At 62.5% G+C, this 25,058-nt stretch carries 15 protein-coding genes; all 15 read right to left on the bottom strand.

Annotated elements, in window-relative coordinates:
- A partial coding sequence (locus VJ604_RS06370) for a uroporphyrinogen decarboxylase family protein (protein ID WP_324080794.1) occupies window positions 1–497 on the bottom strand: 497 nt, incomplete at its 3' end.
- Window positions 498–884: 387 nt separating this feature from the next.
- On the bottom strand, window positions 885–1,955 hold the full coding sequence (locus VJ604_RS06365) for a radical SAM/SPASM domain-containing protein (protein ID WP_324080793.1): 1,071 nt from the start codon (window positions 1,953–1,955) through the stop codon (window positions 885–887).
- A 409-nt stretch (window positions 1,956–2,364) separates the two neighbouring features.
- Entirely contained in the window at window positions 2,365–3,120 is a 756-nt protein-coding gene (locus tag VJ604_RS06360) for an ABC transporter permease (RefSeq protein ID WP_324080791.1), read from the bottom strand.
- Between the two features lie 368 nt (window positions 3,121–3,488).
- Entirely contained in the window at window positions 3,489–4,415 is a 927-nt protein-coding gene (locus tag VJ604_RS06355) for an ABC transporter ATP-binding protein (RefSeq protein ID WP_324080789.1), read from the bottom strand.
- Window positions 4,416–4,879: 464 nt separating this feature from the next.
- Complete coding sequence (locus VJ604_RS06350) at window positions 4,880–6,631, bottom strand: sensor histidine kinase (protein ID WP_324080788.1); 1,752 nt, start codon at window positions 6,629–6,631, stop codon at window positions 4,880–4,882.
- A gap of 347 nt (window positions 6,632–6,978) precedes the next feature.
- Window positions 6,979–8,046, bottom strand: a complete 1,068-nt coding sequence (locus tag VJ604_RS06345) for a PAS domain-containing sensor histidine kinase (protein ID WP_324080787.1) — start codon at window positions 8,044–8,046, stop codon at window positions 6,979–6,981.
- A gap of 167 nt (window positions 8,047–8,213) precedes the next feature.
- Window positions 8,214–9,746: a hybrid sensor histidine kinase/response regulator gene (locus VJ604_RS06340; protein ID WP_324080785.1), complete on the bottom strand. Its 1,533-nt coding sequence runs from the start codon at window positions 9,744–9,746 to the stop codon at window positions 8,214–8,216.
- Window positions 9,718–12,006 carry an ATP-binding protein gene (locus VJ604_RS06335; RefSeq protein ID WP_324080783.1) on the bottom strand — a complete coding sequence of 763 codons (2,289 nt, stop codon included), beginning with the start codon at window positions 12,004–12,006 and terminating at the stop codon, window positions 9,718–9,720. The genes VJ604_RS06340 and VJ604_RS06335 overlap by 29 nt, the downstream gene beginning before the upstream one ends.
- Before the next feature lie 167 nt (window positions 12,007–12,173).
- Window positions 12,174–13,181 (bottom strand): NAD(P)H-dependent glycerol-3-phosphate dehydrogenase, encoded by a 1,008-nt coding sequence (locus VJ604_RS06330; RefSeq protein WP_324080781.1) that lies wholly within the window; start codon window positions 13,179–13,181, stop codon window positions 12,174–12,176.
- A gap of 167 nt (window positions 13,182–13,348) precedes the next feature.
- Window positions 13,349–14,869 carry a HEAT repeat domain-containing protein gene (locus tag VJ604_RS06325; protein ID WP_324080779.1) on the bottom strand — a complete coding sequence of 507 codons (1,521 nt, stop codon included), beginning with the start codon at window positions 14,867–14,869 and terminating at the stop codon, window positions 13,349–13,351.
- A 155-nt stretch (window positions 14,870–15,024) separates the two neighbouring features.
- Entirely contained in the window at window positions 15,025–17,526 is a 2,502-nt protein-coding gene (gene gyrA, locus VJ604_RS06320) for a DNA gyrase subunit A (protein ID WP_324080776.1), read from the bottom strand.
- 243 nt (window positions 17,527–17,769) lie between these two features.
- Window positions 17,770–20,112 (bottom strand): hybrid sensor histidine kinase/response regulator, encoded by a 2,343-nt coding sequence (locus tag VJ604_RS06315; RefSeq protein ID WP_324080774.1) that lies wholly within the window; start codon window positions 20,110–20,112, stop codon window positions 17,770–17,772.
- 18 nt (window positions 20,113–20,130) lie between these two features.
- Entirely contained in the window at window positions 20,131–21,006 is an 876-nt protein-coding gene (locus VJ604_RS06310) for an ABC transporter substrate-binding protein (RefSeq protein WP_324080773.1), read from the bottom strand.
- On the bottom strand, window positions 21,003–22,895 hold the full coding sequence (locus tag VJ604_RS06305; RefSeq protein ID WP_324080771.1) for a TonB-dependent receptor plug domain-containing protein: 1,893 nt from the start codon (window positions 22,893–22,895) through the stop codon (window positions 21,003–21,005). Before VJ604_RS06305 ends, VJ604_RS06310 begins: the two co-directional genes overlap by 4 nt.
- Before the next feature lie 330 nt (window positions 22,896–23,225).
- Window positions 23,226–25,058, bottom strand: a 1,833-nt coding sequence (locus VJ604_RS06300) for a DNA gyrase subunit B (protein WP_324080769.1), incomplete at its 5' end; no start/stop codon positions are given.

Here is a 25,058-nt window from a genome sequence, read left to right as displayed (position 1 = left end):
GCGTACATCATCTTCTTGAGGGCCGCGAAGTCCTTGGAGCCTTTACCTTCCACCATGTAGCAGGCCAGGGTGAAGGGGGCGCCGCCGAAGCCGATCAGGGGGACCTTGGTCTCCAGGGCTTTGCGGAGCATCTTGACGGCGTCCAGGACGTAGGGGACGTCGGTCTCCATCTTGGGGATCTTCAGGGCCTCGACGTCGGCCATGGTGCGGATCGGGTGCTCGAAGACCGGGCCGGGGACGAAGTCGAGTTTCATGCCCATCGGCTCGATCGGGGTCAGGATGTCGGAGAAGAGGATGGCGGCGTCGACGCCCAGGATGTCGACCGGCTGCACGGTTACTTCGGTGGCCAGCTCGGGGGTTTTGCAGAGTTCGAGGAAGGTGCAGGTGGAACGGACGCGCATGTAGTCGGGAAGGTAGCGGCCTGCCTGGCGCATCAGCCAGACGGGGACTACGTCAACGGGCTTGCCCCAACATGCATCGAGAAATCTGGTATTCATTGTAAATCCTCCTTGGATTGAAAAACCTTTTTAACCGCTGAAACCCCAAAGCATACTTAACAGGGATAAAAACGGATGAAAGGGATAAAGACGAATCAAAAACTCAAGCTTTGGGTTAAAAATCCTACTGCCTGAAACAATAAACGGCGGATATAAACAACTTCAAAGGCTTTGAACACGGATGACGCGGATTGTGCGGATCTTCACGGATTTCAAAGCAAAAAGACCAAACACTTAAGGTAAAAACAAAGCTACACCAACGAGAACATGGATGAACACGGATTCCACGGGATAACTGCTGAACCAAAATCTTAGGGTTAAACCCTCAGGCTCTTAGATCCGTGATAATCCGCCAAATCCGCGTCATCCGCGTTCCATTATGATGGCTTACTTCTTCTCCTGCAGGCGGATCGGGACGTAGTTGCAGAACGGTTCTTCTTCCATGTAGTCGCCGTGGACGGCATCGGCTCTCGCTCGGCAGCCGCCGCAGACGTTGATGTACTCGCACTGGCCACACTTGCCTTTGTAGGCTTTGAAGTTCCTCAGGTCTTTGAAGATCTCGCTGTTCTCCCACAGCTCCCTGAACGGGGTCTCCTTCACGTTGCCGGCGGTCCTGTGGAAGTAGCTGCAGGGCTTGAGGTTGCCGTGGCAGTCGATCAGGCAGATGGTTTGGGCGGCGATGCACCCTTTGCCGCCGCCGGTGGAGAAGGTGAGCGAACGGCGCTCGAATTTCTCACCTTCGGCCTTGGCTTTCTGGGGAACGATCCGGTAGTAGTGCGGCGCGCAGGTCGGACGCATCAGGATGTCGTCTTCCATCTTCTCCTGGTGGTAGTGCCAGTCGAGGATCTCTTCGTAGTCTTCCTTGCTGATCAACTCGTTCATGATCTCTTCGCCTCGGCCGGTGGGGACGATCATGAACATGTACCAGGCGGTGGCGCCGATGGACTTGGCCAGCTTGAAGGTGGCGGCGATGTCGTGCTGGTTACGCTTGGTGAAGGAGGAGTTGATCAGGAACTTCTGGCCGTGCTTTCTGAAAAGTGCCGCGGCGTTCATCACGCCTTCGAAGGCGCCCGGGCACTGGCGGAAGTTGTCGTGAATCTCGGGGCAGGAGCCGTCCAGGGAGAGCGACACCATCTTGATGTCGGCTTTCTTCATCTTCTCGCAGACTTCGTCGGTGACCAGCGCGCCGTTGGTGGCCATGCACATACGCAGGCCAAGCGAGGTGCCGTATTCGGCCAGTTCGAAGATGTCGGGACGCATGAGGGGTTCGCCGCCGGAGAGGACCACGACGGGCTTGGAGAAGTCGGAGATCTCCTTGATCAGCTTCTTGCCTTCTTCAGTGGTGAAGTCGCCTTCGGAGGAGGTCAGTTCGGAGGAGCAGCGACAATGTACGCATTTGAGGTTGCAACGTTGGGTGGTTTCCCAGGCGATCCATTTCGGTACGAACTCTTCAGCCATTTTTTCTCCAATTCTCGGCTTGCGAGGGGGGCAGGTGAGAGATTTTCCCATGCAGGTTACTATGAAACGGGGAATTAACTCAAGAAGAATCGATTATAGCAAAAGTTGGCCGCATAGTGCCGTAGAGACGCAGATGACGTGGAGAAATGGGTGCGGATATAGGCAAGTCAAAGGCTATTGAACGCGGATGACGCGGATTGGACGGATGCTCACGGATTTAAAGAACCACAATCAGAAGCTTTAACGGAAAACCTAAAAAGGACTGCATTTTAACAGGGATAAAAGCGGATGAAAGGGATAAAGGCCAGTCAAATAGTAGGAAGTACTTAACCGGAGAGAGTGCAGGACGCAGGGGAAAGCCTTTTGGGGGTAACTCTGGAACGGCTTTGAGGATAGAGCTGCAAAAAGTTCACTCGGACATTTTGCGGTTGAAGGTGACCACCGCGATTGTGAAGGTGAGGGCGGCGGAGAGGACGAGGTTGATGAGGTAGAGGGCGGGGACGCGGCCGTTTAACAGGGCGTCTCGGGCGCCTTCGAAGACGGCGGTGGTGGGGAGGAGCTTGATCAGGGGGAGGATGGCGGCGGGGTAGCTGGTCAGCGGGAAGAAGATGCCGGCCATGAAGATGAGGGGGACGATGACTACGGATTGCACGCGGCCGATGTTCTCGGGCTTGTCGATCACGGTCCCGCAGATGGTTCCCAGGCAGGAGAAGGTCATGGAGGAGAAGGCGATCACCAGGATGTACAGGGGGAGATGGCTGTAGTCTATCCGGAAGGGGGTCATCAGCAGGATGACCAGGAAGACCACGGCTCCCTTGATGGCGCCCTGGGAGAAGCCGGAGAAGATCTTGCCGATCACGATGTCGTACACGGTGACGGGGGTGACGCGGTACTCCTCGATGGTGCGCTGGACGCGGCGGTGGAACCACATGCTCCAGGAGCTCTCGTCGAAGGCGCCGTTGACGGCGGTCATGGAGATGAGGCCGGGGGCGATGAAAAGGGCGTAGGGGACGCCGTTCACGTCGGTGATGTAGCCTTTCAGGCCGAAGCCGAAAGCCAGATACAGGGTGAGGGGATAGGCGACCACGGCGATCAGCTCGGAGAGGATGCTCCGCCTCAGCACCAGCATGTCACGGCCCCAGATTGAGAAGGCACCTTTGAACATTTACACCTCTGATTTACGATCTTCGCGGATCCAGGCAGAACCTACGGCTTAAGCGACCACGGATGACGCGGATTGGGCGGATCTGCACGGAACAAAAGGCAGAAGCGAAAGGCTTTATGAACAGGGATGAACGGGATGAAAGGGATAAAACCCTGTTGATAATGCTTTTTGTTTTTACTCTAAGACTTTTTATCCGTGTGAATCCGTTCAATCCGCGTCATCCGTGTGCCAGCTTTTGACTTTGCTTGAGATCCGCGGGGTTGGTCGGCGGCGCCGGGCTCCCTCACCCCTGCCCCTCTTCCGCCTTCGCCTCGACGTCTTCGGCGGACATGCCCGGGGGGCGAGGGGTTGTTGGTGGTGGACGGGGCTTATTCTCTGATCTTCTCTCCGGTCAGGGAGATGAAGACGTCTTCTAAGGTCGGTTCTTTCAGACAGATCCTCCGGATGTCGGCGCCGGCCAGGAAGTCCATGAAGGGCTTGATGCTGTCTTCTCCGGCTAAGGTTATCTTGAAATAGCTTCCCTCCCGCTCGACACTCCTCACGAAGGCCAAGGACTTCATCTTGTTCTCGTAGCTGTCGGCGTCACTCCTGAATTCCACTTCGTACACGTGGGCGCGGGAGAAGGCGTCTTTGAGCTGTGCGGCGGTGCCGTCGGCCAGCGATTCCCCGTGGTCCATGATCATGATCCGGTCGCACAGGGCGTCGGCTTCGTCCATGTAATGGGTAGTCAAAAAGACGGTCATCTTCCGGCGCAGCCCCCGGATGTACTCCCAGAGTGCCCGCCTCGACTGGGGATCGAGTCCGGTGGTGGGCTCGTCCAGGAAGAGGACGCGGGGCTCGTGCACGAGGGCGCGCGCGACTACCAGGCGGCGCTGCATCCCACCGGAGAAGGTGTCGGGGAAGTCTTTCTGCCGATTGGCCAGGCCGGTCATCTCCAGGAGCTCGTCGATCTTGGGGTTGTAGTCGGACGGGCGCATACCGTGCAGGCGGCCGTGCAGGATCAGGTTCTCACGCGCGGTGAGATAACGGTCGAGGTTGTTCTCCTGGGGGACCACGCCGATCAGCCGGCGCACCTCTTTGCCGGCGGTGAGCACGCTGTGCCCTTCCACGAAGGCGTCGCCCAGGGTCGGACGCATCAGGGTGGTCAGGATCTTGATCAGGGTGGTTTTGCCGGCGCCGTTGGGGCCTAACAGGCCGAAGACGGTGCCGCGCTCGACGTTCAGGGAGAAACGGTCGACGGCTCTGAAGTCGCCGTAGGTTTTGGTTATTTCCTTGAGGGTGATCGAATCGGGCATCGGGCGCTTCCGGTTTGGGATGTGGGAAATGCGGCTGCTTTGATTCCTTAATGTTATACGGTTTTGGGGGTTGGACAAGGATGAGGGGGGATTTCACGGATCACGGCAAAAGCAAACCTTTGAACGCGGATGACGCGGATTTAGCGGATTTACACGGATTGGAAAAAAAGGCAAAGCGAAAGGCTTTATTTAACAGGGATAAAGGCGGATGAAAGGGATAAAACCAAGCAAAGACAAAGATTTTTGTCTTAAAGTCTTTGGCCTTTATCCCTTTCATCCTGTTCATCCCTGTTACATATGCCTCTCGCTTTTTGGTTTTAACTCTAAGTCTTTTATCCGTGTGAATCCGTCCAATCCGCGTCATCCGTGTGCTAAGCTTTTGACTTTGCTTGAATCCGCCGGGTTGGTCGGCGGCGCCGGGTTCCCTCACCCCTGCCCCTCTCCCGGAGGGCGAGGGGTACTCTCTAGGTCATCGGGAAGAGGAGGGTGAAGGTGCTCCCCTCCCCTTCTTTGCTTTCTACCCAGACGGCGCCTTGGTGGACGTCCATGATGCCTCGCACTATCGACAACCCCAACCCGCTTCCTTTGGACATGAAGGCGGTGCGCCCGGAGCTGTGATGGGCGATGTCCCCTACCCCGTAGAATTTCTCGAAGATCCGTACCTGCTCCTCGACGGGTATGCCGATGCCGCTGTCTTTCACCTGCAGTTGGTAGCAGCGCTTGCCGCCCAGATTGTGAGGAAAGTTGTGGTAGAAGGGGCGCACTGCCGGGACGAGGGCTTTCAGCTGGGTCGTTTTCAGCTCTCGCCCGGTGATGGTTATCTCCCCTCCGTCGGGGGTGAACTTGATGGCGTTCTCCAGCAGGTTCTTGATGGCCATCAGGGCGAAGGCTTCGTCGACGGGTACGGGGACCTGGTCGCCTGTCTCCTGCACGCTTAACTGCCGCTCGGAGATGGGCAGTACGAATAGCTCCCGGGCATGACGGCTGAGCTCGATCAGGTTGACCGGCTTTTTGTGGGGAAGCTCTCCCTGCGCCTCGATGCGGGAGATGGAGAGCAGGTCCTCGACCAGCTTCTTGAGTTCTTCGGCGCCCTCGTACACCGAGCTGAGGATGGTCCGCTGCTCCGGGGTCATCTCCAGCCCGGCAAACTTGAGCAGGAACTCGACGCCTCCCAGGATGGAGGTGATCGGGGTCTTCAGCTCGTGGGAGGCGATGCCGATGAAGTTGTTCTTGGCGCTGTTCAACCGCCCCAGCTCGATGTTGGCCTGCCTGACCTGCTGCAGGTTGGCCCGCAGCTCCTGGCGGCTGCGGTAGAGTTCCTCGGCCTTCTCCCTCATTTGGTCGTACAGGTTGCAGTTCTCGATCAGCACCGCGAGCTGCCCCGCGATGGAGGAGAGGAGGAAGACCTCGCGCTCGTTGAAGCTCCGCTCGCCGCGGGTCGCCACGGTCATCACGCCGCTCACTTCCTGCCCGATTTTCAGCGGTACGGCGCACCAGGAACGCATCCCCATCTTGGCGGCGGCCGGTTTTGCTCTGCGCGGGAAGCGTCCGTCCGGCCCTTCTCCCAGGAATGGACGGCCTGCCTGGGCCAGCACGCTCCATTCGGCCGTCTTGGGCAGTGATTTCATCTCCTTCTCAAATACCTCCGATAGGCCGAGGGAGGACTGCAGCTTCAGGCGCTCATGCTCGAAGAGGTGGATGAAGGAGAATTCCATCTGCAGCATGTTGTGCAGCTGGAAGAGGAGATCGCCCATCGCCTTCTCCAGGCCCTGGGTGTACTGGAGCCGGAAGGCGACCGCGTACATGGTCAGCAGCTCGCGGTCGCTGGTCCGCTTCTCCTCTTCCATCTCGCGGCGCCGGGTGATGTCCTTGATGATGAAGACGAAGCCCTGGCGGTCGTTGTCGAAGCGCATCGGGTAGCTGGCGACGTTGTACCACCCTTGAAGGTTGGGGAAACGGATGTCCTCGTCGATCTCGCTCTGCATGATGTGGACGAAGCGGAAGACCTTGGCCTCGGGCTCGCCGTCGCCGAAGAAGATCTCGTCGATCTTGCGGCCGATCACGGCACCGCGGCCGCCGAAGTGGGCGCCCGCCTTGCCGTTGCAGCGCTCCACCACGCCGTCTTCATCGGTGATGAAGATCAGGTCGGAGACGGCCTCGAAGACGGCTTCCCAGTCGGCGTTGGCGCGGGTCAGGGTTTCCAGGGTGGCGGTCATCGGGAGACCTTAGAGGCTTTATTTAACAGGGATGAACAGGATGAAAGGGATAAAGGCTTTACTGCTTTTAGAAGTGGTAAGGCTTTTTTTTCGGCGGCTTCGACTGGCGGTACCTTTTGCTGGATGGGCATGGGCGGTACTCCTGGGAGTCAAAGGGTTATAGTCAAAGGCAGAGGCAAAGGCAAATCCCCCCTGTCCCGCCTTCGCCAAGGCTACGGCGGGCAAGCCTCTCCTCCGGGGGGGGCGAGGGGGAGTTGGCGAAGGAAGGATGAGTGGATGGTGCATGTACCGTTTATGATGTTGGTGTTATCCCTTTCATCCTCTTCATCCCTGTTGAAATATGCTTTTCAGCTTTTGGGGTGCAGGGTGAAACGGAAGGTGGCGCCTTGGGCGGGGGCGCTCTCGGCCCAGATGCGGCCGCCTTGCCGGGCTATGATACGCTGGGCGATGGCCAGCCCTACCCCGCTTCCTTCGAATTCGTCGGCCCGGTGCAGCCGGTGGAAGATGGAGAAGAGCTTCTCTGCATATTCCATGTCGAAGCCGGCCCCGTTGTCTTTCACGTAGTAGACGGTCTCGCCGCCTGTTTCTTCGCTGCCGATCTCGATGACGGCCTCGGCCACCTTGGAGCTGAACTTCCAGGCGTTGCCGATCAGGATGTCCATCAGCTGACGGGTCAGCCGCGCATCGGCCTGCACGGTCAGCCCTTCGGCGATCCTGAACTCCACCTTCCGCTCGGGCTCCTTGTGCTTCAGTTCCAGGGATATTATCTGTGCCATCACGCTCAGGTTCACGCTCTGCAGCTCGAGCTCGGTCCGCGCCACCCGCGCCAACAGCCCCATGGCGTCCAGCAGGCCGGACATCTTGCCGGCGGCCTGGCTGATGCGGGTCAGGTACTCCTGCGCCTGGTGGTCGAGTTTCTCGCCGTAGTCGTCGAGCACGGCCCGGCTGAAGCCGTCGATGTGGCGAAGGGGGGCCCTCAGGTCGTGGGATACGGAGTAACAGAAGGTCTCCAGCTCGCGCTGGGCGGCCTGCAGCTGGGCGGCCCGCTCGGCCACCTCCTGCTCGAGGCGCGCTTCCCGCCCTCCCCTTCTCTCCCAAGCCAGGATCAGCCAGGCGCCTTGGCCCCCGAATTCCAGTGGCCGCCAACGGAGCTCCGCCTCGAAAACGGTGCCGTCCTTTCTGCGCTGGCTCATGGTTAGCGGAAGCTCGGCGCCGGAGCCCCGCTGAGGGGCGCCCTCAGGGTGGAGGGCGGAGAGGGTGAGGGAAGTAAGCTCGTCCCGGCCGTAGCCGTAGAGCTGTAAGGCGGCTTCGTTGGCGGCCAGCAGCCTGCCGGTTTCACGCTGGCATACCAGCATCGGCTGCGGGCTCGCTTCGAACAGCGCGCGGTAGCTTGACTCGGTGTCTTGCTGTGCCACTGGAACCTCCTTTTGATGCTTAGAGGAGCGGATGGGAACAGAGATACAAAAGGAGAAGCAATCCCCCCTGTCCCCCCTTTATCAAGGGGGGGACGTGAGGCGGGAGTTCATCATTTCAAACAGGAACCTGGTGCACTTTCGGACTGTTACTCTGGGCGGTGCAGTTGCTATTCGGCTTCGTCGGGTACGGCCGGGATCAGCATGGTGAAGAGGCTCCCTTCTCCCATGGTGCTCTCGGCCCAGATGTAGCCGTTGTGCGCGTCGACCGCCTTCCTGCAGAAGGCAAGCCCCAGCCCGGTGCCGCGGGTCTTCCCCATGCGCCGATTCTTGGCCTGCACGAAGCGGTCGAAGATGGTGGCCAGGGACTCCTGCGGTATCCCTACCCCGGTGTCCCTGACCCGCACCCGCGCGAAGCTCCCCTCCCGCGGCAGCTCGCGCCCCTGGTAGTTCTCCTCGGTTACCTGCGCGGTCACCGCGGCGACGTCCAGCACCATGTCCACCGCTACCTCGATCTCTCCCCCTTCCGGGGTGAACTTCACCGCGTTGGAGAGGAGGTTCCCCAGGATCCTGTTGAAGGAACCCCGATCCAGCGCCACCCACGGCATATCCTCCTCCACCGTGCTGTAGAGCTTGATCCCTCCCCTTCTGGCCAGGGTCTGGAATTTCCCCACGCTCCGGTTGACCAGCGCCCCCAGGTCCTCCTCCCGGAAGTAGAGCTTCATCTTGCCCGCCTCGAACTTGTGGATGCCGAGCAGGGTGTCGATCATCTCCACCATCTCCTCGCAGCTCTCCACGGCGGCGTCCAGGTACTCGGTCTGCTCGTCGTTCACCTGGCCGAGCTTCCCCTCGCGCACCAGGTCGATCGAGCCCACCACCGCGGTGATGGGGGACTTCAGGTCGTGGGAGAGCATGCTGACGAAATCCTCTTTCTCCTGCTCCAGTTCTCTAAGCTTGGAGATGTCGCGGATGATCTCCACGCTCCCCACCAGGTCGCCGATGCTGTTTCTCAAGGGCGCCGCGCTGGAGAGGACCGGGATGTCCTTGCTGCCGGCCAGCATGGTGTAGGAGACGTCCAGGCAGGGCTCGCCGGTCCTGAGCACGGTGCGGGCCGGCAGCTCGCCCCCCGCCACCTCGGCCTTCACGACGTCCTCCAGCATCTGCCCCACCAGCATGCAGCGGTCGTCGCAGAGCACCTTGGAGGCCTGCCGGCTCGCGGTGATGATGCGCCCCTCGGTGTCCACCGCCAACAGCAGGTCGGCCATCCCCTGCAGGACCGCCGCCATCTTGCGCCGCTCCTCGTCCAGTTCGCGGGCCAGAATCTCCCGCTCCTTGCGGGTCTTGTCCTGGGCGATGGCGCGCTTGACCTTCTGCAGCATGTCCTCGGTCTCGAAGGGCTTGGAGATGTAGTCGAGCGCCCCCTTCTTCATGGCGTTCACCGCGATGTCCTCGCTGCCGTGGGCGGTCATCATCACCACCGGGATCTTCTCGCCGCCGATCCTCCCCAGCACCTCGAGGCCGTCCATGCGCGGCATCTTGATGTCCAAAAGGATCAGCGAAAACCCCTCGCGGTTGAGGATCTCCAGCGCCTCCACCCCGTCCCGCGCCCGGCTGGTCAGGTACCCCGCGTCCTCCAGCTGCAACTTCAGGATCAGCGCTATATCCGGCTCATCGTCAACGATGAGAATCTTGTCCTTGTCCATCCTCTGTCTCCCCCATGATGGGCACCGTGAAGCTGAAGGTGTTCCCCCATTCCTTGGCCGCCGTGTAGAAGATCCGCCCGTGATGGCGGTCGACGATCTCCTTGCAGATGGCCAGTCCCAGACCGGTCCCCCCCAGCTTGCCCCGCTCCGCTCCCTCGATCTGCTGGAACTTCTTGAAAAGTTTTTCCCTCTCCGACCAGTTGATGACCTTGCCGCGGTCGGCCACCGACACCACCACGTAGTTGCCGTCCTGCTCGGCGGTGACCATGATCACCTTCCCCTCCGGCGAGAACTTCACCGCGTTGGAGAGGAGGTTGGTGATCACCTGGATCAGCCGGTCCCGGTCGCCGTACACGGTGGGGAGGTGCTCGCCCACGCTGTTGACGATGGTGATGTCGCGCCCCATGGCGTAGCTCTTGATCTCCTCCACCGCGTAGACCGCCACTTCCCCGATGGAGACCGGCTTGAAGTCGAAGAGCATCCCCCCCGACTCGATGCCGGAGATGTCGAGGATGTCGCTGATCAGCCGGATCAGCCGCTCCGTGTTCCGGAAGCAGACGCTCAGAAGCTGCCGCTCGGTGTCGGTCAACCACTTGCCGCGGCTCAAAAGCAGCTGCAGGGAGCCCTTCATGGAGGTAAGCGGCGTCTTCAGCTCATGCGAGACGGTGGAGATGAACTCGGTCTTCATCCGGTCCACCTGCTGCTCCACGGTCACGTCCCGCATGGAGAGCACGATGCCGGCGAACTTCCCCTCCTCGTCGGTGAGCGAACAGAAGAAGACCTGCAGGCGTTTCCCCTTGAGGGTGAGCTCCTCCTTGGAGCCGCCGGCAAGCTCGGGCTCTCCCAGCTCCCGGATGCGCTCCATCAGCACGGTAAAGCCGGCCATCTGGCAGACCCGCTCCAGCGAGGCGCCGATCACCCGGTGCGGGACCAGCTCAAACATCTGCTGGGCGGCCGGGTTGAAGAGGACCACCCGGTTGTCGCGGTCGGTGACCACCACCCCCTCGGCCATCGAGGTGAGCACCGCCTCCAGCCTCCCCATCTCCATGCTGAGCGCCGAGGTGCGGTCAGCGACCTTTCTCTCCAACTGCTCGTTCAGCTCCTGGAGGTCGACGGTCTTCCTGGTGATGATGCCGTCCCGCTCCTTCAGGGCCTCGGCCATGGTGTTGAAGGAGGTGGCCAACACCCCCACCTCGTCGTTCTGGGTCTCCTCCACCCGCTGGTCGAGGTCCCCTTCCTGGATCCTGCGGGCGCCGTCGGCCAGCTGCCTGAGCGGCTTGGTGAGCTTTCGGGAAGCCACGAAGGCGAGCGCGAAGGAGCAGAAGATCCCCAGGAAGGCGGAGGCGACGATGTTGTCCAGGTTGTCACGCCTGATCTTCTTGAAGCGCTCGGTGGAAACGGCCACCGCCAGCGAGCCCACGAACTCCCCCCTGCTGTTCAGCAGCGGGTCGATGGCGGTCTCGTACAGGGTGGAGTCGATCTCGGTCTCCCCCCGGAACACCTCGCCCCGCTCCAGGTAGTCGACCACCCGCGGCGCGAGATGGTAGGAGCCGGCCAGGCTCGGGCGGCTGGTGGCGATCCTCATCCCGCGCTGGGTGATGGTGACCTCCACGTCGGTCCCGAAGACGTCTTTGAGCTGGGTCGGCAGGTTCGGCTGCCGGTTGAGGATGTCGCCGGAGACCACGGTCCCTATCACCGCCCCGTCCTCGCCGATCACCGGGATCACCACGGTGACCACCAGTGCCTCCCCGTTCACCTTACGCTGGTCGCAGTATTCCTTCACCCCGGCCCGGCAGAGGAGCGCGCCGGGGATGATCTCGGTGGAAGCGACCGCGACGCGGGAGGCCATGGCCTGGTCGATCACACCGGGGAGGTTGAAGCGGAGGCGGTCGGGGGCGCCGTTCAGGGAGGCCAGCAGCCTCTTGTCGGCGTCCAGCACCACCATCAGCTCCTGGAAGGGGAGCAGGGTGTGCCACTGGTCGAGCCTCTCGTTCAGTTGCTTGGTTTCTTTGTCGCGGATCTCGGTGTGCAGCGAGGGCGACGTGGTGGACTGCAGCAGGGAATACTTGACGATATCTGCCCGGTCGAAGTACTGGCTGCGGGCGAACCTCAGGTTTGCTTCCAGGTTCCTGTCGATCTCCGTGTGCAGCGAGGCACTGAGGGTGTTCATGGTGGAGACGAGCAGGGTCGTGTAGGAGACCAGCAGGATGGCGAGAATGGACAGGAGCAGTTTGGTTTTTATGCCAAAACGTGGGTGCATCGCTATCCTTTGGAAGGCAGAGTCGAGATTAAGATTAAGGTTGGTGCTCCCGCAATGAGTTTACTATGTCCTTCGACAGGCTCAGGACGAGCGGGTTTCGTGCCTGCAAGTAGTATCCGTTCGTGCTGAGCTTGTCGGAGGGCCTGGCGCTTTAAACCTGCCTGTTATTACGCCCCTTCCGCCTTGAGGTTGCGGGTCATCAGCTCCAGGACCGCCTCCCGGGCCGGCTTGTTCTCGTAGAGTATCTGGTACATCTTCTCGATGATCGGCATCTCCACCTTAAGCTTCTTGGCCAGGTTGTAGGCGGACTCGGTGGTCTTCACCCCTTCGGCCACCATCCGCATCTCGCCCAGTATCTCGGCGAGCTTTCTCCCCTCCCCCAGCTGGATGCCGACGGTACGGTTCCTGGAGAGGTCGCCGGTGCAGGTGAGCACCAGGTCCCCCATGCCGGCCAGCCCGGCGAAGGTGGCGGGCTGCGCCCCCATGGCCACTCCCAGCCTGGTCATCTCGGCGAGACCGCGGGTGATCAGGGCGGCCCGGGTGTTGGAGCCGAAGCCCAGGCCGTCGGAGATGCCGGCGGCGATGGCGATCACGTTCTTAATGGCTCCCCCCAGCTCCACCCCGACGATGTCGTCGTTTCGGTAGACCCGGAAGAACTTGGTGGTGAAGGCCTCCTGCACCCGGCGGGCGACCGCCTCGCTCTGGGCGGCGGCGGCCACCGCGGTCGGCATCTCCAGGGCGACCTCGCGCGCGAAGCTCGGGCCCGAGACGGCGGCCAGGTTCGCGAACAGCTCGGGCGGCAGGATCTCCCGGTAGATGTCGGAGACGGTGGCCAGGGTGTCGACCTCGATCCCCTTGGAGGCGCTCACGAAGACGGCGTCAGTCGGGATGAAGGGGACCGCGCTGCCGATCACCCTCCTCACCAGCTGGGAGGGGACCACGCAGACCACCATGCTGCAGCCGTCAAAGGCCGCCTGCAGATCGTTGGTGAAGGAAAGGGAGTCGGCCAGGGTGATCCCCGGCAGGAACAGGGAGTTCACCCGGCTCTCGCGCATCTCCACCACCAGTTCGGGCTCGTAGGCCCACAGGGTTACCTCGTGTCCCTTCTTGGCCAGCAGGTCCGCCAGGGTGGTCCCCCAGCTGCCGGCTCCGATTACCGCTATTTTCTCGTGCATAGGTCGCATCCCGACCCCATCCTCACCCTGTCCCTCCCCTTGAAGGGGAGGGGACGAGATGGGAGAGGGTCCGTAGTGAAAATGTGAGCTCATGGCGTTTCTGAGAACGCTGCTCAAAACACTCCCTCCCCTTGAAGGGGAGGGGAGGGGTGAGGATGGGGTTAATCCTACCGCTTCTCGACGGCCGGCAGGTCGTGCTGCTCGTAGCCGGTCATGGCGTCGTGGGCGATCTCCATGCTCTCGATGGCGAGCCTGCGCAGGAACGGGTGCTGGTGGTGCGGGAGGGGATTCTCCTTCAGGCTCTCGGCGAGCGCCACCACTCTCCCCACCATGCTGCCGTCCCTGCCGCAGCGCCGCAAAAGGTCGGCGCTCTTCAGAAGCCTTTCCCGGATCAGCTCGATCTCCGGGGTGATCAGCTCCGCGCAGAAGCGCTCCAGCACCGCCTCGTTCCCCTCGCCGGCCCGGTAGTCGCCGGCAAATCCCTGCACCTTCTCGCCGGCCAGGAACCACCCGGCGAAGAAGGGATCGGCGAACAGCTCACGGCAGATGTCCTCGCCTTCCGCGTAGCTTAGCCCCCGCTGCGCGGGGTAGCCCTCGAAGGAGGGGTGGTACTCGGCGGGGCTCAACTCCACCCCGGCGAACATCCCGCGCCGCAAATAGAAGTCGGCGGGGAGGTAGCAGAGTTCCTGGCTCCAGAACAGGGCGTCGCGCAAAAGCTCCACCACGAAGAGGGGATCCACCCGGTACAGGTCGTCCTGCACGCTGAACCCCTCCAGCTCGGCCTGGAAACCTTCCTCGTCCAGTTCACCGGCGCCCCAGGCGGCCAACAGACCCCGCCGCTCGTGCACCTGCATGTAGAGCACCGCGAGCTTTCCTTCCCCGACCCAGCGGGAGATCAAAAGCGAGCGGTAGCCGTCGCCGTCGGGCGGGGTGGCATAGCCTGCGTGGAAGGGAAGGGGGGCGGCAACGGAGGGGGTCTCGATCCCCAGGAAGGAGAGCCGGCGCAGGCTGCGCAGCGCCTGGGTGAAAAAGCGGGGGTCGCCGTCCTGGAGGAACCTGGCCAGTACGCCGGCGGCCAGCGGATCCCGGAGCCTCCCCAGCGCATCGAGCCCCCCGCGCACCAGCTCGGCGTCCTCGTGCCAGAGTACCGCCTCCAGGATGCGGACCGCCTGCGGGTCGGCGGCGTCCGGGAGCTTCCTGATCACCGCCAGCTGCACGTCCTGCGGGTAGGAGAGGAAGTCGTCCAGGAAGCTGACGATGCCGTCCTCGCCCAGCCGGAGGGCGCCGTGCATCGCCTGGGAAAGGGGATTGCCGATCCCGCTGAACTCCCCCTTGAAGGGAGGGGAGTGCACGTCGATGCCGTACCCCTCCAGGGCGATGAGCAGGGCGGCCTTGCCGTCCTCGGGAAGGTCGCGGCGCTTGAGGGCGATCTGGATCAGCTGGTCGAGCCAGGACTCGGTCTCGAAGAAGTCGAGCAGGTAGGCGTACTTGGTGATCAACTCGCCGGAGCGCTCGCGCCAGAGCTCGCGCAGGAGGGGGTCCAGGGCCCGGCGACCGGCCTGCCTGAGCTTCTGTCCCGTCTGCTCCATCTCGTGCAGGGAGATCCCGCTGTCCTTGAGCTTGCCGATCAGCTCCAGGATCCCCCGGCGCTCCATCAGTGAGTTGTCTATCTTGCTGACTTGCCGCATTACGCCCTCTTCAACTCGATTCCATTGAAGCGTGGTACACCGATTCCAACCACTGCCTTGGTTCGTACTTCGACAAGCTCAGCACGAACGGATTTTCCTGCACACCCCTCAACCCGCTCGCCCTGAGCTTGTCGAAGGGCGTTGCCGACTTCGTGCTACTCTTCTTCCACCGGCTCGTCGAGGGTCATCACTTCTTCCTCGTCGCCTTCCGGCTCCTCGCTTTCTTCCTTCTCGGCCAGACGGGCCACCGCGACCACCCGCTCGGTCTCTTCCATCGCCATCAGCCTCACCCCCTGGGTGTTGCGGCCGATGATGGAGAAGTTGGCGACCGACACGCGCAGGATCTTGCCCTGGTCGGTGATCAGCATCAGGTCGTTGTCGTCGGAGACCTGCTTGATGTCCACCACGCAGCCGTTACGCTCGGTGGTCTTGATGGTGATCACCCCTTTGCCGCCGCGCGACTGGGTGCGGTACTCGCCGATCTCGGTCCTCTTGCCGTAGCCGTTCTCGGTGACGGTGAAGATGGTGGAGTCGGTGAAGTGCTCGTTGAGGATCTCCATGCCGATCACGAAGTCGTCGTCTTCGAGCGTCATGCCGCGCACGCCGCGGGAGACGCGGCCGACGGTGCGGACCTCGTCCTCCTTGAAGCGGATCGCCTTGCCGTCCCGAGAGGCGAGCAGCACGTCCTGCTTGCCGTCGGTGAGCGCCACCGTGATGAGCTTGTCCCCGTCGTCCAGGTTGACCGCGATGATGCCCCCCATCCTGGGGTGCGAGTACTCCATCAGGGAGGTCTTCTTAACGACGCCGTTCCTGGTGGCCATCATGATGAACTTGTCGTCCACGAACTCCTTCACCGGCATGATGGTGGTGATCTTCTCGCCGCTTGCCAGGTTCAGCAGGTTGACGATCGCCTTGCCGCGGGCGGCGCGGCCGGCCTCGGGGATCTCGTACACCTTCAGCCAGTAGACCTTACCCGCGTCGGTGAAGAACATCAGGTAGTCCTTGCTGGAGGCGATGAAGAGCTGTTCGACGAAATCCTCTTCCTTGGTCTTCATGCCGGTCTTACCCTTGCCGCCGCGGCGCTGCGCGCGGTAGAGGGTGACGGCGTTACGCTTGATGTAGCCGGTGTGGGAGATGGTGACCACCACGTCTTCCTCGACGATGGTGTCCTCCAGCGAGATGTCGGCGGTCTGGCCGATGATCTCGGAGCGGCGCTCGTCGCCGAACTTCTCCTTGAGCTCCAAAAGCTCGCCGGTGATGATCTTGAGGATCTCCGCCTCGGAGGCCAGGATCTCCTTCAGGCGGGCGATGTACTTCAGGATCTCTTTGAGCTCGTCGAGGATCTTGTCCCGCTCCAGGCCGGTCAGGCGGTGCAGGCGCATGTCCAGGATGGCCTGCGCCTGGATCTCGGAGAGCCCGAAGCGCGACATGAGACCCAGCTTGGCCTCGGCCGGGGAGGCGCTCGCCTTGATGAGGGCGATCACCTCGTCCAGGTTGTCGAGCGCGATCTTGAGGCCCTCCAGGATATGGGCCCTTTCCTCGGCCTTCTTCAGGTCGAAGATGGTGCGGCGGGTGACCACTTCCTTTCTGTGCTCGATGAAGAACTCGATGGTCTCCTTGAGGCTCAGGATGCGCGGCCGGTTGTGCACGATGGCCAGCATGATGATGCCGAAGGAGGACTGCATCTGGGTCTGCTTGTAGAGGTGGTTCAGGATGATCTGCGGGTTCTCGTCCTTCTTCAGCTCGATGACGATCCGCATACCTTCGCGGTCGCTCTCGTCCCTGAGATCCGAGATCCCCTCGATCTTCTTCTCCTTGACCAGCTCGGCGATCTTCTCGACCAGCCTCGCCTTGTTGACCTGGTAGGGGATCTCGGTGACCACGATCGACTGGCGCTCGGTCTTCTTCTGGGTCTCCACCACCGCGCGGGCGCGCATCTGGATGATGCCGCGGCCGGTTTTGTAGGCGGAGAGGATCCCCTCGCGGCCGTAGATGAAGCCGCCGGTCGGGAAGTCGGGGCCGGGGATCAGCTCGATCAGCTCCTCGAAGGAGAGGTGCGGGTTCTCGATCACCGCCACGATGCCGTCGATCACCTCGGTGAGGTTGTGGGGCGGGATGTTGGTGGCCATGCCGACCGCGATGCCGGCGGAGCCGTTCACCAGGAGGTTGGGGAACTTGGCGGGGAGCACCAGCGGCTCTTTCAAGGAGTCGTCGTAGTTGGGACCGAACTCGACGGTCTCCTTCTCGATGTCGTTCAAGAGCTCGTGGGCGAGCTTCTCCATCCTGATCTCGGTGTAACGCATGGCCGCCGGGCGGTCGCCGTCGATGGAGCCGAAGTTCCCTTGGCCGTCCACCAGCGGATAGCGGAGCGAGAAGTCCTGGGCCATCCTGACCAGCGTGTCGTAGACCGCGGTGTCGCCGTGCGGGTGGTACTTACCGATCACGTCGCCGACCACGCGGGCCGATTTCTTGTACGGCTTGTTCCAGTCGTTACTCATGTCGTACATGGCGAACAGACAGCGCCTATGTACCGGCTTCAATCCGTCGCGCACGTCGGGAAGCGCACGGCCGACAATGACCGACATGGCGTAATCCATGTAGGAGCGCTTCATCTCGTCTTCGATGTTGACCGAGACCTTGTTCAGTTGATTGAGCATTGAACCCTTCTTTCCGCTTTTGATCTGGTGGGGGGTGTTAGCAGACTGGCCAAATTACCACATTTATTAGTACTTGAAAACTTCTTTTCTAATCATTTGGGCTCCAGTATCCCATCCTCACCCTGTCCCTCCCCTTGAAGGGGAGGGGACGCTGGGGGACCGGTACCGGATACAGGCAAAAGGGGCCTGGGGGCTGCCGTAACTCCCTCCCCTTCAAGGGGAGGGGAGGGGTGAGGATGGGGGCTACTGCAGCATGGCGAGTTCCTGGCTCAGCTGGTCGGCCTTGTAGGGCTTGGTGACCGCCCCGCAGAAGCCGTAGCTGCGGTAGCGGGCCATCACGGGGTCGTTGGAGTAGCCGCTGGAGACGATCAGGTTCGCCTGCGGGTCGGCGTCCAGGATCAGCCTGGCCGCCTCCACCCCGCCCATCCCACCCGGCACCGTCAGGTCCAGGATGGCGGCGAAGAACGGCTCGCCGGCCTGGCGGTTGGCGCGGTAGAGGTCCACCGCCTCCCGCCCGTCGGCGCAGGCAACCGCCCGGAAGCCGAGAAAGCCGAGCATCCTGCCGGAGAGTTCCCGCACGGTGGGGTCGTCGTCCATCACCAGCACCGAGCCCGACTGCCTCCGCTGCGAGGAGGAGAAGGTGCCGGCCTCGGAGCTGACCGCCGGCTCGCGGGCGGCAGGGAGGCAGATGGTGAAGGTGGTTCCCTTGTCGACTTCGGAGGCTACCGTGATGTGGCCGCCGTGGCGGTAGATGATGGAGTGCACCGAGGCGAGCCCCAGCCCGGTGGTCTCCTTGGTGCTGAAATAGGGGTCGAAGATCTTGGGGAGGTTTTCCGGGGCGATGCCGTGCCCCTGATCGGCGATGGAGAGGGTGACCCAGCCGACCCCCTCCAGGTGGCCGCGGTCGGCACAGGGGGCGCCGTTGGCGGTGGCCCGGATGGTGATGGTCCCCCCCTCCGGCATGGCCTGCATGGCGTTGATCACGATGTTGGAGAGGGCCTGCACCATCTGCCCCTCGTCGGCCCGGACCGGCGGCAGGCTGGCCGGCAGCTCGAGGACGCAGCGGACGTTGCTGCTGTTGAAGGTGAGCGCCACCACCTCGTCCAGAAGCCGCTTCAGCTCGATGCTCTTCTTGACCGGTGCGCCCCCCCTGGCGAAGGTAAGGAGCTGCTTGGCCATCTCGGCCGCCCTCAGCGACGCCTTCTCGGCCAGCTTCAGGAGGGCGTGGGCCTCGTGGCCCGACTCCAGCTTGCAGCGGGTGAGCGAGATGAACCCCATCACCCCGGTCAGCGCGTTGTTGAAGTTGTGGGCGATCCCTCCCGCCAAGACCCCCAGCGACTCCAGCTTCTGGACCTTGTTCAGCTGCTCCTGGAGCACCTCCCGGTCGGTGATGTCGATCACCACCACGATGGTCCGCTCGTCCTGCAGCTGGTTGGAGAGGAGCACGTGCCGAATCTGGCCGTGCTTGCAGGTGACCCGGGCGTCGTAGGGCCTGGGCTCGCTCCCCTCCGCGCTGCGGGCCGCCGAGAGCGCCTCCTGTTGCGCGGCCAGCTTTTCCTGCCGGTACTGCGGGTCGGGGAAGGCGAGGGCGAACCACCTCTCCAGGGTGGGGATCTCCTCGCCCTGGTAGCCGAAGCAGTCCACCAGGAAGTTGTTCACGTATTCGACGCTGCCGTCCTGGGCGATCAACAGGACACCGACCGGCATGATATCCATCAGCGTCTTCAGGGTCTCTTCGCTCTTCCTGGCCGCCTGTTCGGCGTGCAGCCGCTCCAGGTTCTCCTTGGCCAGCGAGCGGTTGAGCGCCGCCAGCTCGCTCTTCCCCTGTACTTGCACCTCCAGCGAATCGACCAGCTCCCGGGTGAGGGTGCGGTTCTCCTTGTCCCGTTTGGCGAGCGTCTCGGCCAGGGCGTTCACCGCCTCGGCCATCCGCCCCGCCTCGTCGGCGGAGAGCACCTCGATCCGGCTGTGGTAGTCCCCCTCCCTCATGGCCATCACCCCGCGCACCAGCGCCTCGAAGGAGCGGGTGGTCCTGCGCAGGACCAGGAAACTCAGCGCAGAAACCGCCAGCCAGAAGAGCAGGGCGAACAGGCAGGAGATGGCGATGTCTTGGTAGATGATGCGGTCGATATCGGCGGTGCCGCGCTCGATGCGGACGGCCCCGATGGCGGCGGGGGCGCTGCGGGTTTCCGGCAGTGCGCCCCCCCCGGCCGGCAGGCTCGCCACCACCTCCCGGTGGGCGATGGTCTCTTCCCCCTGGCCCAGGGCGCCCGTCGTGCAGTCGGCCAGGACCCTGCCGTCCTGGGAGGTGATGGTCACCCTGGTGATGCCGGGGGCGGCCGCCACCTTCCCGGCAAGCTCGGCCAAAAGCACGCGGTCCTCGGCGTAGAGCGGCAGCCGGACGGAATCGGCCAGCTGGCGGGCCCGCAACTTCACCTCGGCTCCGGCGTGGCGGCGGATCTCCCCGATCTTGTCGATGATATGGACGGAGATGAAGATACAGGATGTCAACAGGCTCAGGGCGGTGAATATGCCGAAGAGCTTGAATTGGAAGCTGGCGCGCAAGTGCGACCGTCGATCACTCATAACAGGGTCCCTTCGGTGCTACTTTTTCGACAGAACCCCCGGCAGATCCAGGGGAAGTTTCAACCGCTTGGCCACCGCCTCGTTCGCCTTGACGGAGACCTTGCGGGGAGGGGAGGGGGGGAGTTCCGCCGGCGACGTCCCTGCGAGCAGCTCCCTCGCCATCTCGCCCGCCTGCCTCCCCATCTCCGCGCGGTCGGGCTCGATGACTGCCAGCGCCCCCAGGCGCAGATGGGCGGAGGAGAAGGAGACCACCGGGATGGCGTCCGTCTGGGCGAACAGGAAGTAGGCTTCCAGCGTCTCCCTGGTCACCGCGGTCGGGTCCGGGACCAACCAGAGGGCATCCACCCCACCTTTAAGCGAAGCAAGCTGCCCGATGGCCTGCCGCGGGTCGCTCACCTCGCGCAGCACCAGCTCCACGCCGTACTGCCGGGCAGCCGCCCGGGCCAGCTTCAGGTACCACCCGCTCCGGGCCGGATCGTAGACCACCCCCACCCGGTGACTCTTCAGCTTCTTGAAGATGGCAAGGTACTGCTCGGGCTTTTCGAACAGGGTGACGCCGGTCAGGTTGGCGGAGTCGTGGGTGTGGCCGCCAAGCCCCAGCGCCATCATGGCCACCACCGGCAGCTTGTGGATCCTGTGCAGCGAGGCGAGGGCGCCGTCCCCCACCGCAACCACCAGGCGGGGCCGCTCCTCGTTGATGACGCGGGCGAGCTCCGGGTCGGCGTAATCGGAGAGCACCAGGGTGCTGCTGTCCACGGCAGAGGCGCTGCGGAACCCCTTGAGCGCCTCGTCGTACATCGCGCTGCGTATGCTCTGCACGATAAGCACTTCGTGCGCAGAGGCAGGGAGAGCCAGCAGCAGGGAAGCCAGTATGCAGAGGAGGAAGGCTCTCAAAACCGTAACCTCGCTCCGCCTTCATACCAGCGGCCTGGATTGGTGTACAAGACGTTGCTGGTGGTCTGCACCGCGTCGAACAGGTTGTGGGCCGTAAAGAACAGCTCCGGAGAGAGGAGCGTCGACGAGGCCGGCTTCCAGCTCAGGTTGAGGTCCCAGACGATCCCCCTTGACCGGGCGGGGAAGAGGGTGCCCGAGGCTGCGTTCCAGTCCACCCCCGAGCCGGTCAGGGCACCGTGCAGTCCGAGGTCGGCCTGGTCGTAGTTGACCGCCATCTTGTAGATCTGGGACGGAATGGTCTTTGAGTCGTCGGTCTGCAGCCTTTTGCCGGTCTTGTCGTCGCGCGCGTCGAGGTAGGTGTAGCCGCCGGTGAGCCAGATCCCGTACAGGGGGGTTGTGCGCGCCTCCAGCTCGAAGCCGAGGTTGTTCTGGTCGACGGTGTTCACTAAGTTGACCGACCCAAGCAGCTGGTTGTTGCGCAAGGAGTTGTAGAAGAAGGTTCCCTTTGCCCACAACAGCGGTATCACGCCGGTTTCCACGCCGGCCTGCACGGTGCGCACCTTCTGGGTCCCGTTGTCGGTGATCAGGAAGGGGAGGGTAAAACCTTGCGCGGCGTAGGCGCGCAGGGTGGTATGCTCGTTGACCTGGTAGGTGAGCCCGAGGGTGTAGCTCGTGTGGTCGCCCGAGATCCCGGTGGCGTCGTAGCGCACGCCGGGAAGGACGGAAAGGTCCCCGATGGACCAGGTTCCGTTCAGGTAGGCTGCATAGCTGTCCCAGGTGCGGTCGTAAAGGGATAGATTGGCGGTTACGAAGTCGGAGCTGCCATGGACGTGCAGGTACTCGCCCCCCAGCACCAGGTTGTTGCGGCTGTCTCCCCAGGAGAGGCTCCCCTTGGCGCCGCGCGTGCTGTCGGTGACGGAGAACTGCCTCAGGGAGAGCGTGTTCTGGTCGGGTCCCATCCACCGCTTGGTGCCGTCGTCGCGGTCGGTGGCGTAGATCTGCAGATCGAGGTTCAGGCTGTGCTCGAAGGGCTGCTGGAATTTCAGGAAGCCGTAGCGATGCCGGTCCTCCGCGTCCTGCTTGAATAACAGGCCCAGTTGTGGAACCGCCCCTGCTGACACCCCCTGCCAGGAAGCCACCTGCGACAGGCCCAGGGTTGCCGTTCCTCCTCCCGGAAGGGTATAGGCGAGTTTGCCGTACAGGTTGTCCTGGCTGCCGTCGGTGTTGGCGGTCAGGCCGTCGGTGCGCAGGTGCCCGGCGGTCAGGTAGTAGCTTAAGCTTTTTTCGGTGCCGCTCAGCTCGGCGCGGGAATCGGCGGTGAAGCGGGAACCTATCGAGGAGGAGACCAGGCCGGAGACGGCGCGGTCGGGATTGCCCGACTTGGTGACGATGTTGATCACGCCGCCCAGTGCGTACCCCCAGGAGCCGGAAGAGGCCCCCTTGATGATCTCTATCCGCTCGATCTGCTGCACCGGGATCAGGGCGGGGAAGGCGATGTCCTGGTCGAAGTCATTCTGGCGGATGCCGTCGATCAGCACCAGCACGGTGGTGTTCATAGCCCCCTGCAGGTTGAAGAAGGTGAAGGCGCCGGGGGTCCTGATGAAGTCGAGCTGGATGCCGGGGACCGTCTGCAGCACGTCGGCCAGGGTATGGGCGTTGATGCGGAGGATGTCGTCGGCGGTGATGACGGTGACGTTTTCGGCGATCTTGGAGGTGGGACGGGGAATAGGGGAGGTGGCGACCAGCGGCTTTTCGTCGCTGAAAAGGCCGATGGTCTCGCTGTCGTCGATATCGGCCGCGAGCGTGCTGGAGACGCTGACGAGCAGCAGCGAAGCGAGGGTAAAGCCGGCGCTGATAAAGCGGGTCGATTTCAGTGCACTAAAGAACATTCAAAAACAATCCAGCCGATGGCCACCTAAAAAGCGGGCCAGAAATATAATGACAAAAGCGACAGGCGCGACTGGGAGAACGGCCAGGTACAACAAAACCGCAAGAGACAGCGAAACGCAACTACATCCCACTCCTTCAAACTCTCCCTCCCCCTACGGGGGAGGGCCGGGGTGAGGGAAGCCTCGCAGCTTCTGGGATACTTCCACCCTTTAACCGGTAGTAGGGCCGAAGCGGGACAGTGTACCCGCGCCGGGATCCCTCACCCGGCCTTCGGCCACCCTCTCCCGGAGGGCGAGGGTAGTCGGAGGACAAGGGGAGAAAATTTTTTCCTAGATGTCGAGGTTCGACACGTTGAGCGCGTTCTGCTCGATGAAGTCGCGGCGCTGCTCGACCTGGTCGCCCATCAGGACGGTGAAGATCTCCTCGGCGGCCACCGCGTCCTCGATCTTCACCTGCAAGAGCACCCGGTTCTCCTGGTGCATGGTGGTTTCCCAGAGCTGCTCCGGGTTCATCTCGCCCAGACCCTTGTAACGCTGGATGTAGAGACCTTTCTTGGCGGTCTCCAGGAAGAAGGAGAGGATGTCCTCCTGGCGGTCGGTCTCGAAGACCTGCTTCTCTTCCGAGTAGATGGTCGCCTTGCCGGTGGTGTTCTTGCCGTCGCCGAAGATGGAGGAGACCTTCCTGAAGCTGTCCATCAGCATCCCGTACTCGTAGGAGTTGATGATGCCGATCACCTGCTGGTCGACCCTCACCCTGAGGTTGCCGAAGCTGAAGGTGATGTTGATGCCGTCGTGCACCACGTAGTCCGTCTCGGGGAAGGCTTCCTTCAGCTTGGGCAGCTGGGCCTCCAGGTCGGAGAGCTCCTCGAAGCCGTTCTTGAAGTTGCATTTGAGGAACATCCGCAAGAGCTGCTCGTTGATCCCCTTCTTCACCACCTTGTCGAACAGGGTGTCGTAGTCGATCAGCTGGTTCAGGATGGGGATGATCTGCTTGCCGCGGTAGACCCGCTCGTCTGACCCAAGCTTCAGGGTCATCTCGTCGGTCCCTTCCTCGAGGAGGTAGTTCTGCAGGGCCGCCTCGTTCTTCAGGTACTGCTCCTTCTTGCCGCGCTTGATCTTGTAGAGAGGCGGCTGGGCGATGTAGAGGTAGCCGCGCTCGATCAGCTCCATCATCTGGCGGAAGAAGAAGGTAAGGAGCAGGGTGAGGATGTGGGAGCCGTCCACGTCGGCATCGGTCATGATGATGATGCGGTGGTAGCGCAGCTTGGCGATGTCGAAGTCGTCCTTGCCGATCGAGGTGCCCAGGGCGGCGATCAGGGTCCTGATCTCCTGGGAGGCGAGCATCTTGTCGAAGCGGGCCTTCTCGACGTTCAGGATCTTACCTTTCAGCGGCAGGATCGCCTGGTACTTCCGGTCGCGTCCCTGCTTGGCGGAGCCGCCTGCGGAGTCACCCTCGACCAGGAACAGTTCGCAGAGCGCCGGGTCCTTCTCCTGGCAGTCGGCGAGCTTGCCGGGGAGCGTGCCCACCTCGAGAGCGCCCTTACGGCGGGTGAGCTCTCTTGCCTTCCTGGCGGCCTCGCGGGCGCGGGCGGCGTCGATGGACTTCTCCAGGATCCGCTTGGCCATGGCCGGGTTCTCTTCCAGGTAGGTGGCGAGCTTCTCGTTCACCATGGTCTCCACGAACCCCTTGACCTCTGAGTTGCCGAGCTTGGTCTTGGTCTGCCCCTCGAACTGCGGCTGGGGGATCTTCACCGAGATGACCGCGGTGAGCCCTTCCCTCAAGTCCTCGCCGGAGATGGCAACCTTGACGTTTTTCAGCAGGTTGTTGTTGTTCGCGTAGGTGTTCATGGTGCGGGTGAGCGCCGCCTTGAAGCCGATCAGGTGGGTGCCACCCTCGTGGGTGTTGATGTTGTTGGCGAAGGTGAAGATCTTCTCGTCGTAGGAGTCGTTGTACTGCATGGCGATCTCGATGTCGACGCCGCTCTTCTCGCCGCGCATGTAGATCGGCTCCGGGTTCACCGAGTTCTTGCTCCGGTTCAGGTACTCGCAGAAGCTCCTGATGCCACCCTCGTAGAAGAAGTCGTGGTCCTTCTCGGTGCGCTCGTCATGGATCTTGATGCGGACGCCGGCGTTCAGGAAGGCGAGCTCACGAAGCCTCTGGGA

This window comes from Geomonas sp. (assembly GCF_035254065.1).
In the GTDB taxonomy this organism is placed as follows: domain Bacteria; phylum Desulfobacterota; class Desulfuromonadia; order Geobacterales; family Geobacteraceae; genus Geomonas.
Note: the sequence above shows the minus strand (reverse complement) of the source record. Positions and strands in the feature narration are given on the sequence as shown.